General features: G+C 35.6%; 17 protein-coding genes. 8 read left to right on the top strand and 9 right to left on the bottom strand.

What is annotated here, in order from left to right:
* Window positions 1-46: 46 nt before the first annotated feature.
* The 3 genes from B0E34_RS19305 to tssO all read right to left on the bottom strand — a co-directional run bounded on the left by B0E34_RS19305 (window position 47) and on the right by tssO (window position 2092).
* Entirely contained in the window at window positions 47-955 is a 909-nt protein-coding gene (locus B0E34_RS19305; RefSeq protein ID WP_076392027.1) for a PKD domain-containing protein, read from the bottom strand.
* A 61-nt stretch (window positions 956-1016) separates the two neighbouring features.
* Complete coding sequence (locus tag B0E34_RS19300; RefSeq protein ID WP_087712127.1) at window positions 1017-1544, bottom strand: type VI secretion system transmembrane protein TssO; 528 nt, start codon at window positions 1542-1544, stop codon at window positions 1017-1019.
* An 11-nt stretch (window positions 1545-1555) separates the two neighbouring features.
* Window positions 1556-2092 carry a type VI secretion system TssO gene (gene tssO / locus B0E34_RS19295; protein WP_087712125.1) on the bottom strand — a complete coding sequence of 179 codons (537 nt, stop codon included), beginning with the start codon at window positions 2090-2092 and terminating at the stop codon, window positions 1556-1558.
* Between the two features lie 180 nt (window positions 2093-2272).
* Here tssO and B0E34_RS19290 point away from each other — a divergent pair, with 180 nt between their 5' ends.
* The 7 genes from B0E34_RS19290 (at window position 2273) to B0E34_RS19260 (ending at window position 9150) form a co-directional block, all read left to right on the top strand.
* Window positions 2273-2944 (top strand): LuxR C-terminal-related transcriptional regulator, encoded by a 672-nt coding sequence (locus B0E34_RS19290; protein WP_076392021.1) that lies wholly within the window; start codon window positions 2273-2275, stop codon window positions 2942-2944.
* 140 nt (window positions 2945-3084) lie between these two features.
* Window positions 3085-3375 carry an HU family DNA-binding protein gene (locus tag B0E34_RS19285; RefSeq protein ID WP_027388329.1) on the top strand — a complete coding sequence of 97 codons (291 nt, stop codon included), beginning with the start codon at window positions 3085-3087 and terminating at the stop codon, window positions 3373-3375.
* Window positions 3376-3741: 366 nt separating this feature from the next.
* Entirely contained in the window at window positions 3742-5301 is a 1560-nt protein-coding gene (locus B0E34_RS19280; protein ID WP_087712123.1) for an Rne/Rng family ribonuclease, read from the top strand.
* A gap of 80 nt (window positions 5302-5381) precedes the next feature.
* Window positions 5382-6800, top strand: a complete 1419-nt coding sequence (locus tag B0E34_RS19275; RefSeq protein ID WP_087712121.1) for a T9SS type A sorting domain-containing protein — start codon at window positions 5382-5384, stop codon at window positions 6798-6800.
* A 98-nt stretch (window positions 6801-6898) separates the two neighbouring features.
* On the top strand, window positions 6899-7804 hold the full coding sequence (locus tag B0E34_RS19270; protein ID WP_087712109.1) for a hypothetical protein: 906 nt from the start codon (window positions 6899-6901) through the stop codon (window positions 7802-7804).
* Between the two features lies 1 nt (window position 7805).
* Window positions 7806-8273 (top strand): OsmC family protein, encoded by a 468-nt coding sequence (locus tag B0E34_RS19265; RefSeq protein WP_087712107.1) that lies wholly within the window; start codon window positions 7806-7808, stop codon window positions 8271-8273.
* A 229-nt stretch (window positions 8274-8502) separates the two neighbouring features.
* Window positions 8503-9150: a response regulator transcription factor gene (locus B0E34_RS19260; protein ID WP_087712167.1), complete on the top strand. Its 648-nt coding sequence runs from the start codon at window positions 8503-8505 to the stop codon at window positions 9148-9150.
* Window positions 9151-9363: 213 nt separating this feature from the next.
* On the opposite strand, the gene B0E34_RS19255 is transcribed toward B0E34_RS19260, so the two are convergent.
* From B0E34_RS19255 to B0E34_RS19230, 6 genes are all read right to left on the bottom strand, one after another.
* Window positions 9364-10875 carry a carboxypeptidase-like regulatory domain-containing protein gene (locus B0E34_RS19255; protein WP_087712105.1) on the bottom strand — a complete coding sequence of 504 codons (1512 nt, stop codon included), beginning with the start codon at window positions 10873-10875 and terminating at the stop codon, window positions 9364-9366.
* Between the two features lie 10 nt (window positions 10876-10885).
* Window positions 10886-12250, bottom strand: coding sequence for a CsgG/HfaB family protein (locus B0E34_RS19250; RefSeq protein WP_087712103.1), 1365 nt, complete (start codon window positions 12248-12250; stop codon window positions 10886-10888).
* A gap of 31 nt (window positions 12251-12281) precedes the next feature.
* Window positions 12282-12689: a curli production assembly/transport component CsgF gene (locus B0E34_RS19245; protein ID WP_087712102.1), complete on the bottom strand. Its 408-nt coding sequence runs from the start codon at window positions 12687-12689 to the stop codon at window positions 12282-12284.
* Window positions 12690-12700: 11 nt separating this feature from the next.
* Window positions 12701-13432: a CsgE family curli-type amyloid fiber assembly protein gene (locus tag B0E34_RS19240; protein WP_087712165.1), complete on the bottom strand. Its 732-nt coding sequence runs from the start codon at window positions 13430-13432 to the stop codon at window positions 12701-12703.
* A gap of 10 nt (window positions 13433-13442) precedes the next feature.
* Entirely contained in the window at window positions 13443-13838 is a 396-nt protein-coding gene (locus B0E34_RS19235; RefSeq protein ID WP_228423113.1) for a hypothetical protein, read from the bottom strand.
* Window positions 13839-14009: 171 nt separating this feature from the next.
* Window positions 14010-14828 carry a hypothetical protein gene (locus B0E34_RS19230; RefSeq protein ID WP_087712098.1) on the bottom strand — a complete coding sequence of 273 codons (819 nt, stop codon included), beginning with the start codon at window positions 14826-14828 and terminating at the stop codon, window positions 14010-14012.
* 336 nt (window positions 14829-15164) lie between these two features.
* Between B0E34_RS19230 and B0E34_RS19225 the strand changes: the two genes are divergently transcribed.
* On the top strand, window positions 15165-15455 hold the full coding sequence (locus B0E34_RS19225) for a helix-turn-helix domain-containing protein (RefSeq protein ID WP_087712096.1): 291 nt from the start codon (window positions 15165-15167) through the stop codon (window positions 15453-15455).
* Window positions 15456-15613 lie beyond the last annotated feature (158 nt).

Here is a 15613-nt window from a genome sequence, read left to right as displayed (position 1 = left end):
TATTTAATGATTGGTGTGGTGGTTCAAAAAAATTCTGAACGGAAAATTATTTACTTTGGTTAATATCAACTTTGGTTACGCAGTTCTGCGCATCATCGAAGTTCACTTTCACGGTCTGGATCACCATGTTTTTATCAAACTGAAGACCTGCACAGTACATATAAAAATTATTGACTTTGCTGTCACTTACTTTTACTACGGTATTTTCATTGTTGCACAGATAGGTTCTCAGTAAATAATTATAGTGCATATTAAAGCTGTTTCCGTTGGCAATCTGCTGAAGATGATATTTAAAATCGTTATCAATTTTAGCATAAGCGTCTTCTACACTTACCTCTTCTTCCAAGGCATCATAAGCAGGAAGAATCTTGATCTGATGAAGAATCGGCTCCGCGCTTTCGTCTGTGTAAAGTGTTACGACATAATCTCCCGGTTTTTTGTAGGAATAGATCGCCATTTTATCTTTAGAATCGATATTTCCGGTTTCTCCGAACTTCCAGGTAAACTGTTTGGCATCGGAAATTGCCCGGAACTGTACGTTTTCAAACTGCATTGCCTGAGTCTGTGCGTCGATTAAAGTTCTTGTTTTTGCAGAATCTACCGGCTTTGGAATTGATCTCGCGGAAACCATTACGGGAAAAGATTTGGAATATTTGTTATCAATAATCAACGTTACCTGATAATATCCCGGTCTGTTGTAAAAGTGGAAGCCGCTGTTTTTATCGCTTGAAGTTCCGTCTCCGAAGATCCATTTTTTGGTTTTCGCAAACTGGGTTTTGTCTTCAAACAAAAGGGTGTCTCCTACTTTCAGGGAAGAGGGATAAACAACTCCTACAATATCATCTGCGGAGTGTATTACCTTTTTCTGCAGCCACAATGCAACCAGTGCTGCGATGAGCAGCGTCGCAATAACACCGATGATAATGTTTTTTTTGTTTTTTTGAAAATAATTCATAGTTAATGATTGTGTGATGGATGTGTTTTATTTGGTGTGTTGTTATGAAAAGTGATAAAATTTATTGAGTTCTTGCTTTTAAAGCGGTTTCCCGCTGAAAAAGCTGACTTTTCTTTTCTTTAAAGCCTATGGAGCATTCTTCAAATTGTTTTTCAAAGCTTTTAATGTTTTCCGTTTTGCTGGAAATTAATTTTTTATCGTTGAAATACATTTTGTAGAATTTCGCAATCTGCGGATACGCATCTTTTCTGATGTCTGAAATATTATCTCCATTCTGGAAGTAATTGGCAACGTCGTTAATTCCGTACATGATATTGCTTTCCACGAAAGGCTGCGGCGATTCGTCTGTCAGCTTATTAATCATAGAAAAGGTACTGTCTAAAGTTTTGTAGGAAAATTTCTGCTTCTGATCGAATTTTGCTTTTTCTTCAAGATTCTGTACCGAGATCATGTCTTCGTCTGAAAACGGAGATTCAAAACCTTTTAAAAAGATAATTCCCAGAAAAATAAGTGCTGCAAAAAGCATTACAATTAAATATAAAAACTGGTAATGCCTTTCTTTTTTCGATAGTGTGATTTGTCCCTGCATAATTTTAGTTTTTATCTTCTTCGTCGGCTTCCCGAAAATTTTCTTGTAGGATCTACCCTGAGTTCGTGGTTTACAATGCCTACTTTACCGCGGCATTCACTGAGATCCCGTAAAGCATTCTGCTCTTTGTAGGAAACGTTCACGATCTGGTTTTTCAGTGCAAGCATCGGCTCAATCTGCTTCATGAGGATGGAATAATGCTTAAAATTGTCGGCACTGTCTTTTCCCATGATGTTTTTGGCATCTCTTACGTTATCCATGATGTAGTTGCGGAGGAAAATATCGTTATCCACCTTGTTGATGTCGAGCTGATCCATACGATACATGATGCTGTCGACGTGAATTCTGAGAAGGTCGCTTCTGGTGAGCAGTTCGCGGTAGTCATCCGCCTGTTTTTTGATTCCTTCCCGCTGGATATCATAGCTTTTAAAAAAGAAAAAGACACAGATGAAGGATACACCTGATAAGACAATGAATGATAGAACAAATTTCCAAATGCCTACCCTAACGTCTGCTTTGTTTAGTTTTTTCTCCCTGATCGAAGACATATTTTGTGATTTGGTTTGGTTCTGTGAAATTATAAAAAAATAATTTATGCACAAAATTTAAGTTTTTACATTAAATAATTCTATTTTTCGAATTAAATTAAGATTAATTTTCACTTTCAGCATATTTTCCTAATTTAGTGATCTGAATTTTAATTATCATCCACCAAATCGATATTAAAAGTGAGCAAAATATTAACCAATACTGTGCGATTTTCTATTGCCGACAGTGATTTTTATTTTAAGAAAATCATGATCAAAACGCTGACAGAAAATCCGTTCTACATGCTGCTGAACGACTGCAACAACGGGCATGAACTGATCAGCAGGAATTACAGAAGGCAGGAAGATGTATTTATTGTAGAGCTTTTTATGCCTGTTCTCAGCGGGCTGGAAGCCATTAAATACATCCGGAAAAGCGATTCTGAAACCCCGATTATTACGTATTCCGGAACTTATCAGGAAGATATGGCGGAGATTCTTTCTAAAATTCCCAATACTTTTTACTGCCAGAAAAAAAGTACGATTATTAAAGAAATTATCAAAGGAAAAATAACATCAGACAGCTTCGATTATGAAGCCTATACGAAACAGTGGGAACAGCAGCCTTTAGCGGTAATGGACTATATGAACCGCCAGAAAAAAAGCCAGGAAGAACTTTCTCCTACAGAAATCCAACTGATGAAATTCTGCTATGAAGGCTTCAGTAACAAGGAGATAGGAGAAAAACTGAATCTCAGCACAAGAACAATTGATACGTACATCAACCGTCTTACAGAAAAGCTCGGATTAAAGACAAAACTTCACCTCATCCGCTTCTGTGTGGAGAATGGTTACTACAATTCCAGTATGTAATGGTGACTTAATATAATATGCTTACAGAATAAATACTAAGTTCTCAACCTCTTATCAAAAAATATTTTACCACTAATTTGCTAATATTCAATTTTTTTAACTAAATTTGCACACCTAAAATTTAAAATTAAAATAAGGAAATGACAAAGGCAGAATTGGTAAACACCATCTCAAATAAGTTGGGAACCGAAAAGAATGAAACACAGAAAGTTGTAGAGGCATTTATGCAAGAAATCAGGACTTCTATGTATAATGGAGATAACGTTTATCTAAGAGGTTTTGGATCTTTTATCATTAAAACAAGAGCAGCAAAAACAGGAAGAAACATCTCTAAAAATACTGCCATTGAAATCCCTGCTCATAACATTCCTGCTTTCAAGCCATCAAAATCTTTTGTGGAGAAAGTAAAAACGAAAGTTACAGTAAAATAAGAAATTAACTGAATATTAACTAGTTACTAAAAAATTATAATTATGCCAAGCGGAAAGAAAAGAAAAAGACACAAGGTTGCAACTCATAAGAGAAAGAAAAGAAGAAGAGCGAACAGACATAAGAAGAAATAATCTCTTTTTCTCGGGATTTACAATATAAAGATATAGTTGGTGATTTTAAATTTTAAAGCCTCACCGACTATATTTTGTTTTGCAACTATAAGATGTCTAAGGAAAAGAACGTTTTATATTTTATCAAAAAAAAATATCATTCATTCAATTGTTATGCTTAACTTAAGGTTAAAATTTATTTGATGAAAAAAACACTCTTTTCCTACAATCTTAACAATTTTATCTTACAACAAAATGAAGAAAGAACTAATAGTTTCGCATGAGGATGATCTTACAAAGATTGCACTGCTGGAAGACGGAAGACTATGTGAACTTCATGAGCAAGAGGACAAAAGCGATTTTATAGTTGGAGATTTGTTTGTTGGGAAAGTAAAAAAACTTGCACCTAACCTTAATGCAGCTTTCGTAAACATAGGATACGAAAAGGATGCCTTTTTGCATTATCAGGATCTGGGACCACAGTACCTTACGTACAGAAAGTTTTTGCGAGATACGATTTCCAAAAAACAGAATACTTCGAGCTTAAAAAATTTCGAGATACAACCCGAAATAGACAAAAACGGAACAGTAGACAAGGTAATCGCCAAAGACGATCTTGTTCTGCTACAGATTACCAAAGAACCCATTTCCACCAAAGGACCGAGAATTTCCACTCAGGTTTCTTTAACAGGGCGTTTTTTGGTACTTATTCCTTTCGATAATAAAGTTTCAATTTCCAAGAAAGTAAAAAGTTCTGAAGAAAAAGAGAGACTGAGAACTTTAATCGAAAGCATCAAGCCTGAAGGATTCGGTGTTATTATAAGAACCGTTGCCGAAGGCAAAAAAGTTGCAGACCTGCACAATGATATGAATCAGTTGATTCAGAAGTGGGAAACAACCTTCAAAAATATACAGAAGAATAAAGTTCCGTCCAGAGTTTTAAGCGAAGACGATAAAGCTTCAGCTATTTTAAGAGACAACTTCAACCAGGATTTCGTGAGCATTACCTGCGACGACGAACAGATGGTGGAAGAGATGAAAAACTATCTGGAAGTTATCGCTCCGGAAAGGAAAAACATTGTCCATTTTTACGATTCCCATATTCCTCTTCTGGAATATTACAATGTTGAAAAACAGCTCAAACAAAGCTTTGGAAAACACGTCAATATCCCAAGCTCAAAAGGCGCTTATCTGGTGATAGAACACACAGAAGCACTTCACGTAGTCGACGTAAACTCCGGAAACAACATCACAACCGGAACTGCCGTAAATAAAGAACACGCCTTAAAGGTGAATAAAATGGCAGCAACCGAGATCGCAAGACAACTGCGTCTCCGTGATATGGGTGGAATTATTGTGATCGATTTTATCGACATGCCCAACGCAGACCACAGAAGAGATCTGTACGAACATCTGAAGGAAGAAATGAAGCGCGATAAAGCCCGCCATAAGATTCTTCCGCCGAGTAAATTCGGGCTGATACAGATTACCAGACAAAGAAACCGTCCGGAAAAACAGATCGACACCAAAGAAGAAAACCCGAACAAAGACGGAGAAATCGTAGCTCCGATCGTTATTGTGGAAAGAATGGGAGAAACCCTCAGAACCATTATGCAGAAGGAAAAAGGAAAACTTTACCTGCATGTACATCCGTTTGTGGAAGCTTACCTTACGAAAGGAATTAAGAGCATCCAGATGAAATGGTTTATGAAATACAAAAAGTGGGTAACCGTTATTCCTAGGGATTCTTTTAAATATTTAGAATACAGAATTTACAATTCCAATAAAGAAGAATTGATAGGATATTCTAATTGATACAAAATTTTAAACCTCTGGAAAACCAGAGGTTTTTTTATATATTTGTATCAGATTACACAAAAGAATTTTAAACACAAATGAGAAAACTATTATTTCTTGTGCTGCTTACTGTAGTACATCTTACTTTTGCACAGATTATTTCCAAAGATCTTTCTTTTGGTTCAAACGGACTATCTGATGTTGCCAATTACAGCTATTCATGGACTATGACTCAAGATTCCAATGGCAGTATTTATTCATCTTATTCTGTGCCGAATGGTAACGAAACCTTTGTATATAAGCTTACAAATAATGGAATTCTGGATTCTAATTTTGGAAACAATGGAAAAACTCAGTTACCTTATTACACCTATCAATGTCAATCCAAAATGCAACCTGATGGAAAGCTTGTAATTTTTGGTTACGGTAATGTGAGTGGTGGAATTTCCGGTTCTGCCAATGTAGGAATTGTATACAGAATACTTCCAAGCGGACAATTAGATACCACTTTCGGAACTAATGGAGTCTCTATTATATCTAATGATTTTAACAGTGATACAAATGGTCGTTCTTTAGGACTAATCTTACAAAATGGAAAAATACTCATTTATAATTCTACTGCTATCTACAGGCTTAATGCTAACGGAAGTATGGATACTTCATTCGGAGTTAATGGTTCCGTAGCAATTCAGGGAAACTTTTACTATGGCGCGTTTGTACTACTAGATAATCAATCTAACATTATTTGTCTTACTAAAATCAACTCACCCTACAGTAATAGCATCATTGAAAAATTCAATCCGAATGGACAGCCGCTAATGAACTTTGGAAATAATGGTGTTGTACAGTCTAATTTAGATTTTGCTCCTTTTAGTACAGCAATTATAGACAGCAATAATAAGATCGTTATTTCAAAATCAAACTCTACCAATAATGAAGTTTTTAGACTTAACCCGGACGGAACTCTTGATACTACATTTAATTGTGCTTTATCTGTAATACATCCCACTGCTTTGGCAAAAAGTATTACTGAAAAAGATGGACATTATTACATTGGAGGAAACCAATCATCTCATCCATATATTCCTTACGGATCAGATGAATCTCCTATTTTTTTCACAAAACTCACTCAAGGCGGCTCAATAGCTTCTGATTTTGGTTATTATGAGGACAGTTCTTTTGCTAGTATTGAAGAAATAATAGTTAACAACAATAATATTATTTCAAATGTCGGCGGAAGTATTGTAAAATATTTATTTAATACGACTACATTATCAACTCTAAATATTACAAAAGCTGAGAATGATATTTCTTTTGAGAATCCTGTAACACTAAATTTAGTTTATAAATCGAAAGAAAAAATAGGCAAAATAGACATTTATTCTATCGATGGAAAGCTTCTAAAGACCGTTAGAGAAAACAATTCTAATGTTTCCGAGCTTCAAAAGGGTGTTTATATTGCAAAAACCACTTTTGAAAATGGAAAAATCTTAACAAAAAAACTTATCAAAAATTAATTTTAACACATAAAATTTAAAATCTCCGTATTTTTACGGAGATTTTTTATGATCTGATTTTCATAATTTTACACGCTTATTATAAAAACTAATACCTAATGAGAAACATTTTCTCTTTACTCTTACTACTGTGTTCATTTTTTGCCTTTGGGCAGAAGAAAGATTCTGTTGCGATAAGCGAAATATTTAAAATTGAAGATTCTTTACTGAATAAAATTATTTCTGAAAATGATACAATTTCTATTAATTCAAAAAATATTTCGCATATTCAAAGCGAAATTCTTTTAAAATATGATCAGTTCATTGCAACTTATCCGAATTCTGAATATTTATTTACTGCATTTTTAGGCAAAGCATCGAATGAGCAAGGTCTAAATCAACGTGATAATGCAAAAAAAACTTATCTTTTTTGTTTAAAATTAACAGAAGATCAAAAAAACGGTAAAGAGCATGACAACCAATTTCTCTCTTCTTCTAAAAATTCATATCTAAAACATATTTATCAAAGCCTTGCAGACATTGAACTTGAAAATAATAACTTCACAGAGGCAGTAAAATTTCTGGACAAAGCGAATGAACATCCTTTTCAGTCTTTTTGCGGAAATGCCATTGCAATGGGGGAGATTTTCATGGCAGAAAAATACAGTAAATGTTATATCGGACTAAAGGAAAATGAAAAAGCATTGGATATTTTAATCCCATTATTGATAGAAAACGGTTTGGCTGATAATTCTGAAATCATTAAGCAAGCTTATGATCTTCTTTTAAAAAATAATACAAAAGAAGATTTAAAAATAAAATTTGAAAAGGCATTTAAAAACTTGATTTCAGAAAAGAAAATGAGCGGGACAAACAAGTATACTGCATACAGCATTAAATTCTTAGACAGAAATGTAACACTGCCGTATTGGAAACTGTATGATACAACAACTAAAAAAGATCGGGCAGAAATAGTAAAAAATATTCTTAAAGATTCTAAATTCTATACTCTTTTAAAAAACTAAAATGAAAAATCACCAATATAAAATAACCGTTCGCTGGACGGGAAATACAGGAAAAGGAACCAGTTCTTACAGAGAATACGAAAGAAGTCATGAAATTTCTGCGGAAAATAAAGTTCTAATCGAGGCTTCATCCGATCCGGCATTTCGTGGTGACAAGACAAAATATAATCCTGAAGAAATGCTTCTCTCTTCTGTTTCCTCATGCCATATGCTTTGGTATCTTCACTTTTGTTCGGAAGCGGGAGTTGTAGTGACGGATTATAACGATTTTCCTACAGGTATAATGACAGAACTGGCAAACGGAAGCGGACATTTTACGGAAGTAATTCTTCATCCTGAAGTTACGGTTTCGGAAGAGTCTATGATTGAAAAAGCAACAGAACTTCATCAAAAAGCAAATGAATTCTGTTTCATCGCCAATTCTGTAAATTTTCCGATAAAACATATCCCAAAAGTGTTAGTTAAATAATTTTTCAAATTAAAACAGACCCTTGAGAAATATGATAAATAAAGGCATTTACAATCAATAACTCTAAAAATAGCCCTTAAAAATCAAACCAAAGGGAATTATTTATCAAATAATCATAAATAACTGTATTATTTTAACAATTTAATCGATTTAATTAGATATTTTTTGATTATATTTATATAAATATTAAGTTTTTTTCTTATTTTTATATAAACTAAAACTAATCATGATGAGACCAAGATTAACCATCTTCGATGAGCCTCTGTTGTATACGGAAGGGCTCTCAAAACTTCTAGAACAAAGTGGAATTTTCACAACAATTGATATTTGCAACTGCCCGGAAGCATTAAAAATACTTTTGAAGGACGATCCGCCGGAATTTCTCATGATCAGTGCCAATATGCTGATTTTTACGGAACTATATAAATCTGTGGAAAATATTACCACCGAAAATAAAGCGATTAAGATTATTATTATAGGAAACGATTATGACGTGATCGATATCCGAAAATTATTCAACAAAGGCATCAAAAGCTATCTGGATAAGAACAGCAGCTACGATGAATTTATAAAATCTATAGAAGCACTTCTTTCCAATGAAATCTATGTCTGCAATCATGCAAAAGACAGAATGATTAACTTCATCAGCAATGAGCAGGACACGGGCAAAAACCAAATAAAAGATCCGTTAACGAGGCGCGAAATGGAAATCCTGAAGCTTATCTGCGACGGACTCAGCAGCAAAGACATCTCTGAAAAACTTTTCATAAGTATAAACACGGTAGAAACACACAGAAAAAGAATTCTTCTTAAACTGAATGTAAAAAATTCGGTAGGAGTTGTAAAATATGCATTGGAAAATCATATTATAGATTAAACAGCAGCTCCAATTTTTCATTAAAAAAAATTCCAAACTTACGGGTTTGGAATTTCCTTTTAAGAACCATGAAAAAATCAAAAAAATGTTATCTCTTAAAAAAGGTGAACAGCCAATTTTGTGACACAGACAAATGGTAATTAAGGACTGACAGCTAACCATTCTGTACCTGTGAATTCATTGGCTATTCACAAAAAAGCAACCTCATCAATATCATTCATAATCCGGCATTTCCGCGTTACTGAAAAGAACAGCTCTAGTGAGATCCGTCATCGAGCTGTTCAGATCAATAACCATAACATTCCGTTGGGAGATGTTATCATTAGAAGTATTCATGAAAATTACCTGAGCATTGTTCGGCGAAAATCTGGGATCAAGGTCATTAGTTCCCATCATCTTATCGCTTTCTGCCGAAATATCGTGGTTTGTGTTTGTTGTGAGATTATAGACAAAAACATGGGAATCCAATTGTCTGTAATTTCCGGAAGTATCCTGATATCCTGAAATATCCCGAGAGTAAAGCAGCATTTGCCCATCTACAGAAAAATTCAGTCCGCCACTGGCTCCGGGAAGTCCTGTGAGAACGGTCTTAAGAACATTTCCCAGAATATCAATCACGTAAATTTTTGAATTGTAACCGCTGTAATCATTTGTTTTTAAAGCAATTTTAGTTCCGTCATAGCTCCAGTCGCACTCGGAGATCATGCTTCCGTCCGGCGTGGTGTAAACGAGACTGAGACCGCTTCCGTCTTTATTAATTCTGTATAATTTATTAAAATTTGCATATAAAAACTCCTGTCCGTTTGTACTCCAGGAAAAATCCAGCTCATCATTCCTGAAACCTGCAACCGGAACCGTAGTTACTTTAAAAAGATTGGAACCGTCAGGATTTGCAGTGTAAATATGATTGCTACCGCCTTCTGTTCTTAAAAAAGCAACCAACCCAGAATTATTGTTTTTTCTAGGACGCCAACTGTTGAAAGAAGAACTGGTAAACTGAAAATTCGTTCCTGAGGCATCACTGGAAAAGATCACAAGATTCCCGTTGAGTTTTTTAACATAATGATATCTGTTCGTCGGAACTGTACTGGTGGTAAATTTTCCGATGGCACTCATCACCGGAGGATGGATTCCGTCTGAGACAGAAACCTGCCAGAAATAGCTTACTCCGTAATTAAGATTGGAAAGTGTGTAATGTTTTACCGTTAAATCATTTACCTGAACAACATTTGTATTGATATTATTTTTAATTGTTAAACTGTATTTAAGTTCATCTTTGGTATCCGGATCGCTTGCGTTCCATGTAAGTTCTACACTTAAAGGCTGGCTTACCGCATTATCAACAGGACTGAGTAATACCGGAGCTGTGGGAGGAGAATTTAAAGATTTATCATCATCCATTTCGAAAACCACACTCACCGCCTGATCATTGGTCTGAATATTAACTGCCTGATAATTGGTAACGTAGCCGGTAAGTTCTGCTTTTACAGAATAATTTCCGATAGGCATTCCTGCAATTTCAAAAGATCCGTCTGCTCCGGAAAATACAGTCTGTGTACTGGGAGAAGTAAAAATTTTCACATTGGCAATCGGGGCATTAGTTCCCCTTTTTACTACTTTCCCTTTCAGCGTTCCTGTCTGTGCCTGATCTACAAGCTCTTCATTGCAGGAAAAAAGAAGTAAAGAAAGAAGAAAGATGCTGAATATTTTAAGTATTGTTTTCATAGTTCAGGGTTTATTGGTTACCGATATAAAAATTAAGTCCCAGCGAAAATCTCAGTGCCTGATCTTTTCTTTGCCCGTTGATAAGCCCCTCCCATTGATCTTTAAAACCCAGATCGTACTGAGAAGATGCTCTTAAGCCTATATTTTTAGCAAAAATATACTCGAAGCCGCCGCCAAACTGTGCTTTGTACTGAGGTTTGATCTCAGAATACATCACTCCTGCCCCACCGTAAATGTAGGGTGTGAATTTATATTTCGGGAAAAGCAGATATTCGATATTAATTTCGGGAACAATGAAAGTTCTTTTTACGATGTTTTCATTTTCTAATGTAAATACGTTTGAATTGAATTCAAGATTGAAATTCGGATTCATGAAATATTTAAAACCCAGTTTTCCGCCAATATTCATTTTGGGATTTACGTAATCGTCTTTAATTTTTTGTGCTTCTACGTTTCCGAAAACAGCAAAATTCTTTCGGTAATTGCCCTGAAATTTATTTCCAATTACTCTGTTTACATTCTTTTGTTCTTCTCTATCGTATTCATCAACAATCGCCTGATAATTATCGATATTATCTACCGATTTCCCCCATATTTTATCTTTAATTCCTTCCACAATTAATCCTTTTACGGCTTTTTCAATGGCTTCTGTTACGGCAAGCTGAACGGGTTCGTTCTGAGTAAGCCCCACTTCAGCTTCCAGCAATCTTTCGGTATCGATATATCTGAAAAAACTTCCGTTAACGCTCGTGGAAAGAATGGTTTTTGAAGTATAGACGGTTTTAAGAATTTCGCCATTTAATGTGGAAACGGCACGAAGATAAATGGTAATCCTGTCCTGTCTGTACTGTGTAGAAGCACCGATTCCGAAATATCTTGCACCCAGTCCGCCCGTCATAATATTGCTGTCATAGGAAATAACGCCTCCTTCGAGTAAAATTCCGGCATATAAGAGCGGAGGCAATGCCTGAGTATTTTTATCGGCATCTTTAAGGTATTCCTGCCTTGTGGAACGGATGATCTGTCTCTCGTTTAAAAGATTGGCAATATTTTCTCTTTCAATCGGGATAAACCATTTGCTGTCTTCTAATGCTTTAATTAAAATGGTGGTGGTTCCCTGCGGAACGGCTGTACTCCAGTTATTTCCGTTTTCTGCAGGTTTGTACTGCCCTGTCTGATCCCGGAATTTGTATACTCCGATCACGATTTTTTCCTTGGGCAAGGGTAAATTTTTAAGTTCTGTGGTATACGATGTGTTTTCGCCAAGCGTAGACTTTTCTGGACTGGAGGGCAATCCGAGCAAAGAGCTGCATGCCTGCAGAATGCACAGCACCATTACCCAGAAAAAAATTCTGGTGTAGGTTGTGGATCTCATGGTCAAAAAAATTAGTAATTGGTAATCTTCTTTATTTTGGAATAACAATCTCGGACTGATCGCCTGTTTTGGTATCCAAAATATTAATCAGCAGTCCCTGAGCGGTAGCGGTAATCTGTAAATACATAGAGCCGAACAGGTAATTTCCCGGCTGAATAGTTTCTTCTCCGAACTGGTCTGCAAATAATTTTCTGGACAGTTCACTCAAAACCTGACGGTTAAGGCTCTGGCTGAAGCTGTCTAGAGAATTAAAATTATCAAGTAAGCTGTTGCTTTTTTTATCATCAAACTGATTTTGAGCGTTTGCTGAACTCAAAAGCCACTGATAATTAAACGTATCTCCTCCAAAAGCGGGATTAATAGGCTTGTAAACGAGCTGTTGTGCTTTTCCTGAGAAAATTCCCGCAAAAATGCTCAGTAGAATAATAAGAGTTTTCATGACTGATGTTATTAATAGATGAATTCATTCTTTATCAGATTTTTTTTAGCATTAAATTCTTTTATATACTTTAAGGCAGCAACCAATTGTTCTTTCAGGTAATCTTCGCTCGGATTGGTTATAAAACTGTATATAATTTTGTCTTCAATTTCAATATTGATCTGTCCGTTGGTTCCGCGAACAGGAAGTTCTGAGATTTTTACAGCGGCATTCAGTTTATCTTTAATCTGGCTGTAATTCATATAAAACATATCATAGAAGTCCTTTCCTACTTTGCTTTTGGTTTCATCAATGGTTAAACCTTTTAATTCGAAAAAAACATCTTCTTCTATTCCGGCTATTTTTTTTCTGAATAAATCTCCATTAAGTTCGAGACTGTCTTTCGCAATAAGTTTCTGGGTTTCTTCATCTTTTACATAGAGAAAAGCTTTTAAAGCGTCTTTTTTCTCAAGGTTTACATTTATTTCAGACAAAACCTTTACTTCATTAGGATTGATAGAAAATTTACCGTTTTGCTTGTTGTTAGACAAATTTCCTCCGTTTCCTTTTTTTATTGAAATGAGAAGATAATTGAGTTCTGCATAGATTGGAGTATTATTGGCAACCACTGCTTTGAGTTGAATCTGATCTTCCACAATTCTGCTTTCTATCTTTGCAGTGACTTTTTTATCCTCCTGCCCGAAAGTGGTGTGTGACAGAAGGATAAGAAAAGTACACAAAATAAGGGGAAACCTGTTTTTCATCATCCTATTTTTAATAATTCCTCATGAAGATGGTTTTGTTATCTCCTTTTACGTGGATCTGTAAATTTTCGGATATCCTGTTGCTTCCTGTGATATCAATAATATTGTTATTACCTTGAGTTGTAATTGCAGTTTTTATTTCTGCTTCCGAAAATGAATTCACAAAATAAAGCGCATTATAGTCTCCCGACTGTCTCACCGCAATATCTGTTTTAGCATTGATGGAAAGCTCTGCATGATTACCATTACCCATCTGAATAATATCCGAGGAAGCCACAAGATCCTGATTCTGTACAGCGATAAGGCTGAAAACATTATTGCTGTTAATCCTGTCCCAATCTATCTGTTGAGATTTTACAGATATGAAGAAGAACATTGTAAAGAAAACCCATCTTAGAGTACACATGATTATTAATTTTGATAAAGTTAGTCTAATGTAACTTGCTATAAAACACGTATAATTGGTAATCCGTCAAAATCACTGCTTACAGTTACGTATAAACACGGATTTTAAACTACGGCTAAAAAATAAAAAGGAGAGACTGTCGTCTCTCCCAAACTTCAGATTACAGAAGTACTAATTTGATTGATTAACCATTAAAGAATTATTGTTTCCTATTTGATTTCCAACGTGGATGTGTGCATCTCCGCTTTGGCTTACCGCCGCCAGATTTCCGTCACCCGTCTGTGTATTCATAGCACTGTTTCCATTTCCGATCTGCAGTTGAACCAACAGGTTGTCGTCTCCTGTCTGGGTTCCCATTGCCATATTATCGTCTCCCACCTGAAAGGCTGCAGCAATGTTGTTATCGCCTGTCTGAATATTTGTTGCACTGTTATCATTACCCTGCTGATATTGCAACAAAGTGTTCTCATCACCTACCTGAGTGGAAGAAGCTTCGTTTCTCTGTCCTAACTGGATCTGGGTAGCAGCATTGCTATTTCCCCACTGGAAAGAGGAAGCATCATTCCTTTCTCCGTCCTGATACTGAACAGCGGTATTCATATTTCCCCACTGTGTAGAAGATGTTTCGTTTCTTGTTCCGAGCTGTGTCTGCTGTGTAGAATTCAGCATACCTATCTGCCAAGTTGTAGCTTCGTTACGATTTCCGGTCTGGCTTGTAAGATTTGAATTTCCGACACCAGTCTGCTCTACGTCTACAGCATTTCGGTTTCCTAAGCTTTCTGCCTCATTGGTGTTTAAAATTCCCACCTGATCAATATCCGCAGTGTTTCTGTTACCATCCTGATTCAATTGATTTACGTTCATCAGACCTGTCTGGTCTACTGTAGCAACGTTCATGTTTCCGTTTTGAGTACTCATATCCATATTTGCCTGTGCAAATGTGAATCCCATGGCCATTAATGTAAATACGCCTGTAACTAAGTTTTTCATATTATAAAAATTAATTGGTTAATAGTAAGACAAAGGTAGACTCTACAGCAACTCCGCGAACCACAATAAAATGGTAAATTTTAAAAATCACCAATTACAGTACGGTTTTATCACCGTTTGCTGTTTTTATTGCATCACGGGTTCTGATTAGGGGAAAATACGGGTTGGCTAAAGAATAGAGGTTTTATCGTTATTTATTTCTAATATTTTGGGGGAACGAATTTATAAGAACTTTGTTAGAATTCGATTAAATTCAAATAATTCTTAATTTGGATGTTGTATTCTTAGACTATAAAACCAATATTCTGTAAAGATTTATGACATTTCTTTTTTAATATTTCGCAGGAAGATCTTGCCAAAAGGATTGAAGTTTCCAGAACCATCTTCGGGAACTACGAACGGAATGCAAATACTCCTTCTATTGAAGTACTGATAAAAATGGCAAGAACCTTTAATGTAACGGTAGATTATTTAATTGGGGAAGGCGAGATTTCTTCTTATGATAAAGAAGTAATGAAGCGCATTGAAGATATTGACAAGCTTGATCCTGAAACTAAAGAACATCTGTTCTTTCTCGTGGATAACATTATCCAAAATTTTAAAACGAAACAGGCGTTCACTAAATAACAAAACCCACCGCAATTGCGGTGGGTTCTTTATTATTGCTCACGGATTACAAATCCGCGAGAGCGGGGTTCTTCAGGTAAAAATGTTTCGCTATTGAGCCGTCCAACGAAGGATCATCATACAATGCAGAGCGGAAGTATAATCCTGTGATCCGGTGT

Source organism: Chryseobacterium mucoviscidosis (assembly GCF_002177115.1).
GTDB lineage: Bacteria > Bacteroidota > Bacteroidia > Flavobacteriales > Weeksellaceae > Chryseobacterium > Chryseobacterium mucoviscidosis.
The sequence above is the reverse complement of the archived record's forward strand: the minus strand, read 5'-3'. Positions and strand labels throughout refer to the sequence as shown.

Bases quoted from the DNA above. Each gene is read 5' to 3' on its own strand.
- B0E34_RS19305 (WP_076392027.1), bottom strand. From the start codon at position 955: ATGAATTATTTTCAAAAAAACAAAAAAAACATTATCATCGGTGTTATT.
- B0E34_RS19300 (WP_087712127.1), bottom strand. From the start codon at position 1,544: ATGCAGGGACAAATCACACTATCGAAAAAAGAAAGGCATTACCAGTTT.
- tssO (WP_087712125.1), bottom strand. From the start codon at position 2,092: ATGTCTTCGATCAGGGAGAAAAAACTAAACAAAGCAGACGTTAGGGTA.
- B0E34_RS19285 (WP_027388329.1), top strand. From the start codon at position 3,085: ATGACAAAGGCAGAATTGGTAAACACCATCTCAAATAAGTTGGGAACC.
- B0E34_RS19280 (WP_087712123.1), top strand. From the start codon at position 3,742: ATGAAGAAAGAACTAATAGTTTCGCATGAGGATGATCTTACAAAGATT.
- B0E34_RS19275 (WP_087712121.1), top strand. From the start codon at position 5,382: ATGAGAAAACTATTATTTCTTGTGCTGCTTACTGTAGTACATCTTACT.
- B0E34_RS19270 (WP_087712109.1), top strand. From the start codon at position 6,899: ATGAGAAACATTTTCTCTTTACTCTTACTACTGTGTTCATTTTTTGCC.
- B0E34_RS19265 (WP_087712107.1), top strand. From the start codon at position 7,806: ATGAAAAATCACCAATATAAAATAACCGTTCGCTGGACGGGAAATACA.
- B0E34_RS19260 (WP_087712167.1), top strand. From the start codon at position 8,503: ATGAGACCAAGATTAACCATCTTCGATGAGCCTCTGTTGTATACGGAA.
- B0E34_RS19255 (WP_087712105.1), bottom strand. From the start codon at position 10,875: ATGAAAACAATACTTAAAATATTCAGCATCTTTCTTCTTTCTTTACTT.
- B0E34_RS19250 (WP_087712103.1), bottom strand. From the start codon at position 12,250: ATGAGATCCACAACCTACACCAGAATTTTTTTCTGGGTAATGGTGCTG.
- B0E34_RS19245 (WP_087712102.1), bottom strand. From the start codon at position 12,689: ATGAAAACTCTTATTATTCTACTGAGCATTTTTGCGGGAATTTTCTCA.
- B0E34_RS19240 (WP_087712165.1), bottom strand. From the start codon at position 13,432: ATGAAAAACAGGTTTCCCCTTATTTTGTGTACTTTTCTTATCCTTCTG.
- B0E34_RS19235 (WP_228423113.1), bottom strand. From the start codon at position 13,838: ATGTGTACTCTAAGATGGGTTTTCTTTACAATGTTCTTCTTCATATCT.
- B0E34_RS19230 (WP_087712098.1), bottom strand. From the start codon at position 14,828: ATGAAAAACTTAGTTACAGGCGTATTTACATTAATGGCCATGGGATTC.